Below are 14,747 nucleotides of genomic sequence, written 5' to 3'. Positions count from 1 at the left end.
TCGTAGCCCCTCTCTTTATTCGCATATGCTATTCTTAGTACAAAACGGAACTAAAAGGAAGATGATCCATGCGAAGAAGAATCAGCTTGCCTTTAAAATTGTTTTTTATCGTGTTTGCATTTGTATTGGGCTGCATCATCTTGATAAGCCAATTATCTTATCGCTATGTCCAAAAAGAAATACGAACCAATGATATTTATTACACCAATCAAATATTAGACAAGGTGGACCAGTATTTCACCGTTAACTTTTCTTCCTTTCAAACGATCCTCTTCTCGGTTGAAACTTCGGTGAAAGCTAATATTAACCATACCGAAGTGATTAAAGAGCAATTAAGAGAGTTGTATGAACTCAATAGCAATTATGTTAGTAATATTTATTTGATCAAAAGCGATTTATCCATTCTAGGCGGAAGTGCACCTACACGAATATTCGATGAACCTTTATCGGAAAGGGAGCCTTTGTATGATGCGGCTGACAAAAATAGAAGGACTACCTTTGTTAGTGAACCATACAAATCAAAGTACTCCGGCTGGACTGTTACGATGGTTCGATATCTGAACGGTGCTCCGTTTCCTATGGCCATTGCGGTTGATCTAGATCTAAATGCCATTGAAGAAACCTTGTTCAAGATTAATAAACAGGAACAAATGAATCTGGCTCTAATCACCGCGTCAGGGAAGATCATTGCCGGATTTTCTGAAAATAAAGGAGCCCTTAGTATTCAAGATCATACGTTTTCAATCGGAGAGACGTCAGCGGAAGAAATTTTGGATACGTCAGAAACCACCCTTCAAGTGCATACGAAGGATGGCATTCCCGTCTCCCTTTTGAAGAAACCAACGGAGAAATTCAACTGGACCATTGTCTCCGTTAATGATGAATCTCGCTTGAAAGCAGCTTTGTCCAGATTGGAAACCTATTATATTGAGCTTCTGGCTGCAGGTCTTCTTTTAAGTTTGTTCATTTCTTTTATGGTTGCCAAATTTATAAGAAAACCACTCTATACGCTCAAAACAAAAATGAAGCAAGTAGAGCAAGGCATCCTCACAACGACAATAACAATTAACCGAAACGATGAGTTTGGAGATCTTTCACGAGCATTCGATCGGATGTTACAGCAAATTGTTGAACTGATTCGCCGAGCCGAGCTTCATAATGAACTTGAGCGGAAGCTGGAAATCCAGGTGTTACAGTCTCAAATAAATCCACATTTTCTGTATAACACGCTTGGTTCGATCAGCAATGTGATACGTCTCGGACAAATAGAGAAAGTAGATGTAGTGATCGGGTCGCTTATTTCATTATTGGAATACGGGATAGACGATGCTTCTGAGAAGGTATCCCTACGTCAAGAATTACGCAATGTAGCGGACTATATCGAGATCCAGAACATTCGGTATAACCGAAACTTCAATTTGATTGAAGATATTGAAGCAGGGTTACTTGATTTTCCAGTTTTCCGAATGCTGCTGCAGCCCCTTGTGGAGAATAGTATTTTCCATGGTTATAACGGAGGCGAAATTGAGGGACCTATTACGATTCATGCGTACAGGGAGGAAGACTATGTCATCATCGAAGTTGTTGACCAAGGTGAGGGAATTCCGGCCGACAAATTAAAGCATATTTTAATCTCAGAACCGAGTGAAGAGGAAGTAAAAAGAAAAAGAATCGGGTTGAATAATATTCATGGTCGAATAAGACTTCACTACGGAGATCAATTCGGACTGGATATCATTAGCATACCTAAGGAAATAACCCGCATACGCGCATTATTCCCGGCAGAATTGCAAAAAGGAGATGCATAATGGGGAAAGAGTATACCTGCTTCATTGTTGACGATGAAGACCTGATCATTCAACGATTGGAATTGTTTTTTAGTGAGCTATCTCATAGGGATAAGCGATTTGTTCTAGTGGGAAAAGCAAATAATGGGCTGAATGGGATCGAGGAGATCATCAAACTTAAGCCGGATATCGTCATATCCGATATCGTTATGCCGCGAATGGACGGCATCTCTATGATTGAGCAGCTCAAGGCTGAACTCCCCCATACCCAGTACATACTTTTGACCGCCTATTCATCCTTTGAATACGCCCAGCGAGCTATTCAAGCCAACGTATTGGAGTACATTGTAAAGGTTCCGCTAAGGGAAGCCGATCTGAATCGAGCATTGGATAAGGCAGCTGGAATTTTAAATGAGTTTGAGAAAAAAGAAGCGGAATTTCACTCGTTAAACGTATCCGTACTTGAAAATAAATATAGAGTCCGTAAGCAATTTTTTAACGAACTGATCCGAGGTGAAATTCCTTCTCATCGGGCATCGGATTTTGCCAATCGCATGCAGTTTCATTTCTTTCAAGCCAACTATTGCTGCTTCATCGTTGAGATGAATACGTATGAAAGTTTCCGAAACGAATACGCTGCCGCTGATCAAAACATCTTGAAATATGCGATTACGAATATCATCGAAGAAACGGTGATGAGTGGTGGCCGTGGTGTAGCTGCGGATCTGTCTGATAATCGCTTTATTGGCTTTTTATCCTGGGAAAATAACCGCAGTGATATGGAAACGGAATATGCTTGCCTATCCTTGGGAGGGCAGATCATCACTCATTTGCATCAATATTTGAATCAAAGGGTATCCGTCGCTTTTGGAGGTCCACACCGAGGCTGGGAATCGATCAAACAGGCGTATACGGAAGCTACAAATGTGAGTGAGGATTTCTATTATCATACCGAAAAAGTCGTAAAAACACCGATGCATCGGTTCCAATACCATAATGACAAAAAAGCAGACTTTCAGCAAAAGCTTGCTGATTTTCTTATACGCCTGAAGAGGAAGATTTCCAAGGAAGAGCTGGATAATGCACTTGCCGATCTGTCGCAATTTGTTACGGACTATAAAATCCACAAGTCCATCATGGTGCCCATGATTAGAGACTTGTACAGAGACATTACCGTGAAATTTAAATCGGGAAATAAGATGGCCACGGAAGTTCCAGACTTCCCCATGGAATATATGACATTTCAAGAGCAGCTCGCCTATATTGGCGACTTCACATTCGAATACGTGCGTGCGGGCCAACTATTACATCGTGCAGAAATTATGAGTGCTATGCATTATATAGAGACAAACCTGAAACAGCGTTTAACGCTGGAGGCCATTGCGGAGGAAGTGAATTTAGCGCCATCGTATTTTAGCAGCTTATTCAAAAAAACAATGAACGAAGGTGTGATTAGCTACATCAACCGTAAAAAAATCAACCTCGCTCTCGAGTTGTTAAATGTCCGGGATTATTCTTTATTGGAATTGTGCGAGGAAGTAGGCATTGTCAATGAAGGTTACTTTTGCAAACTGTTTAAAGAATATACCGGTGATACACCTAAGCAATACCGGATCAAAATGACACGGTAGGAATTCCAATAAGGATGCAAAAAATGTATGATTTTTTCGTGAAATCCTGTAAAAAAATAGGTACCAAAACCATTACCATGATAGGAGCATCTAATCATGGAGGTTATCAAAATGGAGTCTATAAAAGCTGATGTAACCGTCGTAGGTGGAGGTATTGCAGGGATATGTGCTGCCATTGCAGCAGCACGCCAAGGGCTGCTGGTTTCACTTATTAATGATCGGCCGGTTCTAGGGGGAAATGCGAGCAGCGAGGTCAGAGTGCATATCAACGGGTCGGCTTATCTCGGAAACAGTCCATCCTACTATGCTCGAGAGGGCGGGTTGATAGAAGAACTGAAGCTGAAGATATTTCATTACAATCCGTTATACAACAAGAAGTTGATGCTTTCGCTTTCGGATACAGTCTTACTCGACATGGTTTATGATGAGCCCAACATCTCTCTATTCCTGAACACATGCGTTCATGAAACGGGTATGGAGAACGGCAGAATCCAATGGGTGGAGGGCCTTCAATTGGCTTCCGAGAGAAAATTTCGTTTTGAAAGCCCCACCTACATCGATTGCTCCGGGGATGGAATTGTTGGATACCAGGCAGGAGCTCACTTCCGATGGGGAAGAGAGGCGACGCATGAATACAAGGAGGAGCTCGCTCCAGAAGTGGCGGATCATTACACGATGGGCGATACGATTCTGTTTCAAGCCCGTGACGTAGACTATCCCGTTCCTTACACAAAGCCAGGCTTTGCGTATGATATTACGAAGCTGGAGTTTTTTGATAGTATCCGAAAAGGATTAAACCATCGGTCTTTTCCAAGAAAAATCAACGGGCTTGGCGGATTGTGGTGGCTGGAATACGGCGGACATATGGATATTATCAAGAATAATGAAGACATCGCATTAGAATTGCGAAAATTGGTGTACGGAATCTGGGATTATATCAAAAATAGCGGTGAATTTGATGATGTAGACAATCTTATCCTGGATTATGTATGCCCGATTCCGGGAAAGCGAGAGTCGAGACGATTTATAGGTGAACACATGTTGTCTCAGAACGATCTTACAGCAAAACCTCATTTCGAGGATGCGGTATCCGTCGGAGGGTGGTATATGGATCTGCATGCAAATAAAGGCATCTACGATGAGGGGCCGGCTACCGCGTGGAATTTTGTGCCTGGATTGTATAATATCCCGTTTCGCAGCTTATTTTCACGCAATATCCCTAATCTCATGTTCGCTGGCCGCAATATAAGCGCTACCCACGTGGCTTTTGGATCTACAAGAGTGATGGCAACCTGTGGTTGTATGGGGCAGGCGGTAGGAACGGCTGCTGCGTTATGCGTAAAATATGATACAGACCCCGCGGCCATCGTCAAAGCCCATATGGGTGAGCTTCAGGCGCAGCTACTTCGAGACGGGCAAACGATTGTAGGGCTTCAAGAGCCGTTGGATCCTTATTTCGCAGATGGATTAACGATTCGTGCCTCTTCTCAGCGAAGCTATGAACAGCTTCATCCAACCGAAGAGATCTCCTTGGAAAGAGCGTTATGTTTGGTCTTGCCGATTCAGACATCCGTGGCTGAAAGTGTGCAGATCAAAATTAAAAATAGATCCGAGCAATCGGAAACGTTGCAAGTGAAGCTGTACGGCGGGGAGCGGAAGGAAAACTATATTCCCACCAGCGAGCTGAAAGACTATCACTTGCTTATTTCAGCGGGTTATGATGACTGGATTACGCTGGACCTGGGCTGTGAGAAACCGGCTGATGACAAGGTCTACATCGTTTTGGAAGGTTCAGAGAGCCTTGCGGTACACACCAACGAAGAGAAAATGACTGGAGCGGTGAGCTTCCTTTATAAACCGGAAGAGCCGTCCAGGCTGAAGAAGCTTAATAAGAGCATTTGCTTCAAGGATTTGATACCATCCCAAGATATGTATAATCCCGCGAATGTCGTCAACGGTTTCTCCAGACCTTATGGTCTGCCTAACGGCTGGATTTCGGAACGTACGGAAGGACAGGAATGGTTGGAATTTGGTTTTGCAAGCCCCAAGAATCTGGATGAAATCCATATTGTCTTCAATTCACAACTGAATTTGGAGCATTTCGACGATCCAATCGAGCCACTGATCCAGGATTATAATGTGACCTTAACGTTAGAGGACGGGACCAAGAGTGAAATTAAAGTCCGCGGAAATTATCTTTCGTTGAATAAACATCAGGTGAATGTACAAGGTGTAACCCAGATCCGGTTTGATTTCTGTGCAACGTATGGCTCACCTTATTGTGAAGTGTTTGCAGTGAAATTTTTTGCTCCTAAAAATGCGAAGTGAGGTCGGGTGAAGTTGCGATGAAAGAATTTTTTCCTCGGAGAGGGCTGCCTAATGTCATTCAGAAGTTGGAAAATGGGGGACCTGTGACCATCGTTTATTTTGGCGGTAGTAATACGCGTTCTGAAGGATACAGGGTCATGACGGCCGATTGGCTGCGAGGGCAATATCCCCATGCCGATATCCGCGCTGTGAACGCAGGCATTGATGGGACAGGATCGGACCTCGGCTGCGCCCGTTTGGAGACCGATGTACTGCGTCATCAGCCTGATCTCGTGTTTGTTGAATTTGTCGGAAATGATGGAGGAGTCCCCGAATCCAAGGCGCGAATCGAAGGTATTGTCCGACAGATCCGCAAGCACAGCCCGTTTACCGATATCCTGTTCGTATATACGATTAAGGAGCGGGATTTGAACTTATTTCAATCCGGCGAGTACCAGAAGGGTGCTCTCATGCAAGAGGAAGTTGCCGACTATTACGGCATTCCTTCGATTCATCTGGGCGTGGCGGTCAGTCAATTGGTTTCAGGTGGAAAGCTCATTTTCACTTCAAGTGCAGATGTATCCATTCCCGGTGCCGTTATTTTTACGCATGATTCGATCCATCCAACGATTCCCGAAGGACATCAGATATACACGGACACCATCACCCGGTCATTTGAGAAAATGAGCGAACTTCGAGATCACGTGGGAAAAGTGGAACATCATTTGCCGCAAGATACTCTGGTCCCGGCCAATCCTTGGGAGTATGCAACCATGCTGCCACTGGATCGTCTTACTCAATTTTCCGCAGGATGGTCTTATATGACTTCCAATGATTTTGCCTTAGTACGCGAGTATGATTGGTTGTTCCCCGGTCTATGGCGAGCAGTTGATCCCGGAGAAGCGATCACAGTGGAGTTTGAGGGAACACACATCGGCTTATTCGATATCGGGGGGCCGGATTCTGGCAGATTGAAGGTATTGGTGGATGGAGAGGAATCCTTTGTTATCGATCGATTCACACCCTATAACGATCATAATCGAAATCAGTATATTTTCTTGCCGGAACTACCGAATGGGAAACATACCGTTCGCTTCGAGATCGATCACGAGAAGACAGACAAAGCGGCCGTGTTTGAGGCAAGTGGCAATGTAAGAAGTGTTGCACATGTTCAGCAGCATCCGGCCTGGTATAATCAAACGGTCATTCAGCTTGGAAAGTTGTTATTGGTGCAGCCACCATTATAATGGATTAGTCCACTTGGAAGACTAGGGACATTTGGAACACGTGATAAACCTGCATTCTATCTGACTGCAATGAGCGCTCAGTTAGATGCAGGTTTTTTACTTGAAATCGTATAAGAAATTCTTAAAATGATAGAAATTTCACGGTCATGAGACTGCTAAGATAAAAACGACAGAGCGGGAATAGGCAGAAGGATAAGGTTAATAGCTTTTTTACAATCATTTGAGCAAAAGGCAATCCATTTTTGAAAGCGTTACCATCATTAAGGAGAGGCTGTGAATTGTATGGTCAAAAGGAAGCTGTTTTTCTTCATCGTTTTCATGTTGACGATCGTAGTTCCTTTCAGCCTGATTGGAATAAGGGCCGCTTATGCGGAGACCTTGCCTTATCAGACCATTATCATCGATGACGGGAGTATCAAGATCAATGATGTTGTAACACCTGATGCGGGTAACGAGAACAATGGATTTTCGGCTCCAAATTGGACCACAAGCACAGGGGTGAAGGGGTATGATCTTTCCAGCACCAAATATACAAGTACAGCAGGCAGAACGATCACATGGAATCCACGCTTGGAAGCAGGAACAGCGAAAATTTCGTTCTATAAGCTGGATTGGGCAGATAAAGCAGATAGCAATGTGAAAATTGAGATTGTTCATAATGGGACAACAGATGTAGTCTTTCTGGATCTTAGACCCTCATCTGGCGCGCCGGCGGGTTGGGTTGATTTGGGAGAGTACTATTTTTCCGGGGTTGGTGAAGAATATGTTCAATTGACCCGGTCTACCGGCACCTCGAACACGATCCTTACGCGAGCGGATGCGGTCAAGTTCGAAGGCAATATTGAACAGAAAGAGCCACATAAGACGATCATCATTGATGATGGAAGCCTCACAATTGATCATGTCGTCACTGTTGATGCGGGCAATGCCAATAACGGATTCTCCGCTCCGTATTGGACCACAAGCGCGGGAGTGAAGGGATACAATAATTCCAGTTCCAAATATACGGATGCTGTAGGTAGAACGATCACATGGAATCCGCGCTTGGAAGCAGGCACGGCGAGAATATCGTTCTATAAGCTGGATTGGGCGGATAAAGCAGACAGTAATGTGAAAATTGAGATTGTTCATAACGGGATTACGGATGTGAAGTTTATGGATCTTAGACCTACGTCGGGTCCATCGGTCGGATGGGTTGATTTGGGAGAGTATGAATTCAGTGGTGATGATAGCGAATTTGTCAGGCTGACTCGAACGCAACCTACGACGGGTACCATTATTACGCGGGCTGATGCAGTCAAATTCGAAGGAAATATCCAGCAGAAAGCCCCGCCGTTGCCCCCGCTGCGGAGCCGCACTTTAGCGAATCTCAGTTACACGGAAAAAGGCAGCATCGAAAATGATAACTATAAAGCGACCTTCTATGAGGCGACATGGGATGGGGGCAAATCCATCGTTCGGGACATGTTCTATAAGAACACGGACACTGGGAATTGGACGCCAATTAATAATGAATCGGAAAGATTGGAGGAACAATGGGTTTTATTGGACGGGAATGCGGGCAGCCGAACCAATTACTACGATACGATGAATAAGCGCTGGATTACATTTGACGGGATCACTTTTCCAGACAGCCAAACGGCGGTATTAACCGATTCCTCACACGGCAGTGATTACGATTTGCAAGTGAACTGGTCCATGGCAGGGGATAAACCAGATGTTTCGTTTGCCTTTACACCTCGCCGTGACGGCAATTATGTGATAGGGTATCAGTCCTTCACAACAGAGACAGTCTCGGGCATCAACGAAGTGTTAAATGGATTTAGGTCACATGCCAAAATGGTAGGTACGGTGGAATCAACAAGCTTGCGGGAGCTGAGCGCTCCGATGAGTCTGGTTGAGAAGAATGATGGTTCGGGGAATCCATTGACGTATGGGGTATTTGTACCCTCTGGGGAGCTTCCGGTTGAATTTGAACCGACGGGAGGTGTGACCAAACAACGGCTTGGCATGAGCCTGGTCAACAACGAAGGCAGCGTGCAGCCAATCTTGTATGCGCCTCAATTAGGGACCTATTCGCAAATGACCGCAGAAAGCACCTATCAATTTCATATGGGGCTAATCGCTCAAAAAAGTAATCTGTATGAGTCCTACACGGATATTCTTCGCAATGAATACGAATATTCAGCATACCGGGAAAATGTGTCAAATAAGTCGCTTACTGACGCGATGTTTAATATGATCGATTTGCTCAAGATTGAGCCGCAAGGGGACGACTCTGTTAACTATGTCCCTTCACCCAGCGGGTGGTGGAGTCGTGCCAAGGGTTTTATTGATATTGAAAACGAGGATAGCGTTCGAACAAGCTCGAATGCTGTTCTTCTAGGGGCTTACTATTTGACCGGTGATGACCAGCTTTATGATACGAGAGCATTGCCGTCCGTCCAGTATGGCGTATCGCGAAATGGTATTGGTTGGTCGCCGACGCAGAAGAAAGTATACGGTGTGCCTTCCTTATGGAAAATGGCTACTCTGCCGTTTGATGTTTCAAGCGTAGCAGCTGTCAATCAGATGATGGGCACTTCGGCAGGAATTGGGGCGCTGGCAGAGGAAGAGTACCTTATGCGTGATCCTGACCAGAAAGACCGCGGGCCTGTCATTCAGCCCCTAATGATGTATCGTATGACGGGAGATGCACAGTACTTGCAGGATGCGAAAGATGCGGCCGACAACTATATTACACAACATATCGATACACCTGCATCTGTCGATGTGAGTAAAAATGAGTTCATTTATTATTATAGCAAGCTGTGGATGGAAATTTTGGAGCTTTACGAAGAAACGCAGGACCCCAAATACTTGGATGCCGCTTATAAGGAAGCTAAACGGTATGCAACCATGTTTGTTGCTCGTCCAGTTCCTGAAGGGAACGTTACGATTCCGCAGCCGGAAACATATAATTACGCGGAGTCGTTCCATTGGCCGGAAAGCGGTAAATTTCAATATCCTAGGCTCAAGCTTCCCGAAGATATTGCCGGAGGCGTTCAAGCGGAGCGTTGGCTTGTTTCACCAAGCGGATTGACGTTTGAAGCAGGAAGTACAACCGGCTATTATCGGATGAATGCTCAGGAAGCTCCATTCATGCTAAGATTGTCGCTCTATACAGGGGATAAACTGCTGCAGGATATTGCTCATAATGCGGTTATCGGCCGATATTCCAGTTATCCAGGTTATTACTATAAAGGCTTCGCCGTTAGCCAACTTGAACCAGACTTTCCTCTGGAAGGCCCAAGCGGGGCTACATCCATCTATTATCACCATATTCCGGGGCAGCTCGGGCAAACGATGGATTATTTGATCAGCGAACAATCATTGAAATCGAACGGGAGTATTACATTTCCTTCCGTATTCGAAACGAATTTTTTATGGTTCAAATATCACCTCTATGGGAATAAACCAGGTCAATTTTATGGCAATTCCGACGTTTGGCTCTGGATGCCGAAGGGGATCATTAAAACCAATCATCCTCAATTGAACTGGATTACAGGTGAGAGTGGAGATAAATTCTACATTGGGCTAAGCAACGCATCGTCAGAAGAAATTCAGACTCCGATCGAATTGAATGAACAGATCATTGGGTTCAACCCGGCACAAGACTATACTGTAACGATCATCCGCGACAATGGTACACCAGAACAAACCGTTATGAGTGGCGGAATCATTCAAGCCACAGTTTCAGGCAAGGGCATCACTGCTATCATTGTAGAAGGACTTGACATTGATGTACCACTGCATCAGGTCAGAACGGCTGAACCTTCGGATGCAAGCTATTTCTTTGATACTCACAGTCCAATTGATGCGGTTAAAGGTATGCTGATCGTAAAGCCTGACGAAACGGTCTACGATGCTTATGTGCAGGCCAAAACGACAAAACCAGCGACCATTCATTATTCGTTGGATGGCGGGGCTACGTATACGACCGTCGCGGATACGATCTACCCGATGGAATGGTCGATACGGGTGAATGATTTATCCCAAACCTTCACGTACTACGTGGAATCGGAGGGGAAACAAACCCGCAAGCGCACACTCTATCTGCCGGATCAGGTAACGGAAACGCCAGTCCAGCCCGATGATGGGCAGGATCATTCATCTATCATTGTGGATAATACGGAGGCGGAGACAGAAGGTGTCTGGATAAGGGATACGACGGCTAACGACTATTACTATGATAACTATGTGTATGCCAAATCTACGACTGGTACAGCGACAAGCAAAATGAGATGGCGGCCTGATCTGCCGGAAAGTGTCACGTACAGTGTGTATTACAAGATTCCGCAAATCACTGCAACGAGTGAAAATTGGGCAACCAATGCCTCGTTTACCGTTTATCATAGTGAAGGCTCCGATACGGTTACCGTTGATGAGACAATGGCGAATGGCACTTGGGTGCACCTGGGGGATTATCCTTTTGCTGCAGGTGATAGCGGGTACGTGGAACTAACGAACAAGGCCAACAAATCCAGAGTCGTAGCCGATGCAATGATGTGGGTGGACCCGAACAGGATACCGCAATTGGAGTCTGCCGTAGTTCAGTCCGATCGGAACGAGCTGCAGATGACTCAAACCGCACAACTAAGCGTAACCGGCTATTTGGATAACGGTTTGATCGGTGATCTGACACAGGCCGATGTTCAGTATTTCGTTGATCGTACGGATCTGGCTGAAGTGAACAGCAGTGGGTTGTTGACTCTTCTCAATCTCGATGGGGACACGGATCACCTTGAGGTATGGGCCACGGTAACGATTGACGGAGTGACCTTAACCACGCCGTATTTGACCATCACGATTAAGGACCTAACGATTATCGTCGACAGTACAGATACAACAGGGTTATACACAACAGAAGGGTCTTGGAGCCAAAGTAATTTAGCCGGATACAAAATTGGGGTTAAATCCCGCTACTCAACCGTTCAAGGATCATCCGCTACGTGGAAAGGCCAGTTTCCAGAAGGGAAATATACCGTTTCCATCTACAAGCTCGTCCATACAACGGCAAACGATAACCATGTCAAAGTGGAAGTGAAGCATAAGACGGGTACCGAGGTCACCTATATCGATGCAACGGTCGGCTCATCGGGTTGGGTTAATCTGGGCACGTTCGACTTCGCGGGAGACGGCAGCGAGTATGTTCGTTTAACTAGGGTTACTCCTACAACGGTAGACCCGCCAACGCTTCCTGCGGATATGATCTATACGAGGGTTGACGCAGTTATGTTCGAACGGCATTCCGATGATTCGCAGTTGCTTGCAAATGAGGCTCCAGATGAACCGACACTTTCCGAACAAGAGTAGTGAATTCTGAATGGAAATGAAACAACGGCAAGTGATGGTATACGAATTATTGTAAAATAACGTTAAGAGCTGAGTGGATCAAAACGATCCATTTGGCTCTTTATGTTTAGGAGCAAGAAGGTGTGGTCACAGGAAAGGAAGCCAGTAGGCCACCTTCCTCGTACCCATTAAACACTTAAGTTTGCCAAATCCAACTTTTTTGGATTCTCTTAAAAAAATTGCCGCTTTCAGATTATGTTTCGTCACACTCAAAACGTTTCTCTAGACCCACACAAATCTTCAATGATACCATCATACACGTGCTAGAAATGAAGATTGCAGGAGGATATCATTTTGGATCAACTAAAATACGATAATCTAAAGCTGGGGGAGCGCGGAGCGATCATCAGCATTATCGCCTACATATGCTTGACCTTATTAAAACTGATCGTTGGCAATATGGCCGGATCAGAAGCGCTCAAGGCGGATGGATTAAACAATGCCACCGATATTGTGGCCTCCATAGCTGTACTGATCGGTTTGAAGCTTGCCCAACGCCCAGCCGACAAAGACCATACATATGGTCACTGGAGAGCAGAGACCGTTGCGTCACTAGTTGCTTCTTTCATTATGATGGCAGTAGGTTTACAAGTACTGTTTGAAGCCATCAGTTCTGTGTTTCAGGGTACACATGAATCTCCGGATATCATCGCCGCGTACACAGGTATCTTCTGCGCGGTTATCATGTATCTGGTCTATCGCTATAACAAGAGACTTGCTACACGTATTAAAAGTCAGGCGGTCATGGCTGCAGCTCGAGATAACATCTCCGATGCCTGGGTGAGCACCGGTGCGGTCATTGGAATCGTGGGTTCCCAGTTCGGCCTCCCATGGCTGGACCCTGTAACAGCTGTCATCGTAGGTTTCTTGATCTGCAAGACCGCTTGGGACATTTTCAAAGAAGCCACACATCATCTGACTGATGGTTTTGATGTTGAATTGATTCAGGAGTACAAAAAGACGATTGCCGGAATAGACGGTGTTGAACAGGTCAAAGACGTAAGAGCACGCAATTATGGCAATAATGCTGTAGTGGACGTTGTCATAACCGTCCATGCTGAGCTGGATCTTCAACAAGCACACGATATCTGTACAGACGTGGAGAACGAGTTAATGGAGGAGCATGACGTATACACCGTTCACGTTCATGTGGAACCTGATATGCTGAAAGAGTGCATTTGATATTAAGATTTTAAAAGAGTGACTCGGCAAAGCAAAACCAGTGAGCATAACTCATTCACTGGTTTTTTGCTGATTCCAATTATTATTCTTTGAACGAATCCACGCGTTATTTATCCCCTACATCACAATCTCGGCAAATTGTAGGTAATCAGATTGTTATATTTATCCGCATGTTTCTGTTCATCCAGAATGATCCCCCACACCGTGTCTTTATATATGCCATAAGGGAGACCAAACCATATTTTTCTATACTTTTCCACAGCAGCCAATTCACCTTGAAACGCCTGTTGCAGCCCAGCAAGATAAGAGGTGACCGTCTCAACCGGCTCACTACTTACGCCCGAAATCTCCTGACCTGTAAGATCCTTGTACATTTGCCGAAACATTTGATTATGTCCACGTTCATCATTACGGATGCTCGTGATGATGGCAGCCTGATTGGCATCAGGTGACAACTGAATCAGTGAATCGTAGAAGATCTCATCGTTTCGTTCTCCCTGCACAGCGGATTTGATTAATTCAAGTGCTTCGGCTGATGATGTTGCCCATACCGGAGTAAAAGTGTACCTGTAACCATAAGGATATGCCACATACATTACGAATCCCTCCAAGACGAATATGAGTTAACATATGCACGTATGCCTATCCGCGTTAACCCATAACTGTATTGTGTATGCACGGTAAACTTTTCAGGCCGGGTTTCGATCGCTTTGTAGATGTTTCAATAACATACCGTATCCGTAAGCAAGCACAAATGGCAGGAGATAGGACAAGAAAGTCCAAAAGATGTTCCAACCGTTAAAATAGATCACATGTCCCAGCATTTTAGCAATCCATTCTATTAATGTCAGTGAAAAGGATGCCGCAAATATGGCTCCCCATGGCTTGGCCCCTTTAACTAAAATGGCATACATCATCAGGCATCCGGCAATTGGATAGATTCCGAGGTCCATAGGGAGAGCGGCAAAGGACTGGTTGCGAGTATTCGGCAATATATTCCAGAAATAATTAAACCCCACGTTGTTGATACAAGCGGAAATAGCCACACCCAGTGGATAATAAATAACAAGGATTTTAACATTCCGTCGCAAAATCCATACGCCCAGCAGAATGGGAAGAACCATACCCAAGAGCAAATTTCCTAACATTTATTTTTCCTCCAAAGCTCGTTACTTCAATTATTGATTCTCGTGCCTTAA

At 44.9% G+C, this 14,747-nt stretch carries 8 protein-coding genes; 6 read left to right on the top strand and 2 right to left on the bottom strand.

The window, feature by feature from the left end:
* Positions 1-68 precede the first annotated feature (68 nt).
* From AB4111_RS00985 to AB4111_RS00960, 6 genes are all read left to right on the top strand, one after another.
* The gene (locus tag AB4111_RS00985) at positions 69-1,808 is read left to right on the top strand and encodes a sensor histidine kinase (RefSeq protein WP_442029680.1); all 1,740 of its coding nucleotides are present in this window, start codon (positions 69-71) and stop codon (positions 1,806-1,808) included.
* A complete protein-coding gene (locus tag AB4111_RS00980; protein WP_442029678.1) occupies positions 1,808-3,418 on the top strand; it encodes a response regulator in 1,611 nt (536 codons plus the stop codon). Before AB4111_RS00985 ends, AB4111_RS00980 begins: the two co-directional genes overlap by 1 nt.
* A 111-nt stretch (positions 3,419-3,529) precedes the next feature.
* Positions 3,530-5,746 carry an FAD-dependent oxidoreductase gene (locus tag AB4111_RS00975; RefSeq protein WP_442029676.1) on the top strand — a complete coding sequence of 739 codons (2,217 nt, stop codon included), beginning with the start codon at positions 3,530-3,532 and terminating at the stop codon, positions 5,744-5,746.
* Positions 5,747-5,763: 17 nt separating this feature from the next.
* A complete protein-coding gene (locus AB4111_RS00970) occupies positions 5,764-6,972 on the top strand; it encodes a GDSL-type esterase/lipase family protein (RefSeq protein ID WP_442029674.1) in 1,209 nt (402 codons plus the stop codon).
* Positions 6,973-7,254: 282 nt separating this feature from the next.
* Positions 7,255-12,327, top strand: a complete 5,073-nt coding sequence (locus AB4111_RS00965) for a golvesin C-terminal-like domain-containing protein (protein WP_442029672.1) — start codon at positions 7,255-7,257, stop codon at positions 12,325-12,327.
* A gap of 333 nt (positions 12,328-12,660) precedes the next feature.
* Positions 12,661-13,548, top strand: coding sequence for a cation diffusion facilitator family transporter (locus AB4111_RS00960; protein ID WP_442029670.1), 888 nt, complete (start codon positions 12,661-12,663; stop codon positions 13,546-13,548).
* Positions 13,549-13,670: 122 nt separating this feature from the next.
* On the opposite strand, the gene AB4111_RS00955 is transcribed toward AB4111_RS00960, so the two are convergent.
* Positions 13,671-14,144 (bottom strand): ferritin family protein, encoded by a 474-nt coding sequence (locus AB4111_RS00955; protein WP_442029668.1) that lies wholly within the window; start codon positions 14,142-14,144, stop codon positions 13,671-13,673.
* 93 nt (positions 14,145-14,237) lie between these two features.
* Complete coding sequence (locus AB4111_RS00950; RefSeq protein WP_442029666.1) at positions 14,238-14,696, bottom strand: CBO0543 family protein; 459 nt, start codon at positions 14,694-14,696, stop codon at positions 14,238-14,240.
* Positions 14,697-14,747 lie beyond the last annotated feature (51 nt).

Source organism: Paenibacillus sp. 2KB_22 (genome assembly GCF_052115745.1).
Classification (GTDB): domain Bacteria; phylum Bacillota; class Bacilli; order Paenibacillales; family Paenibacillaceae; genus Paenibacillus.
This window is presented reverse-complemented; position numbering and strand designations above follow the sequence as displayed.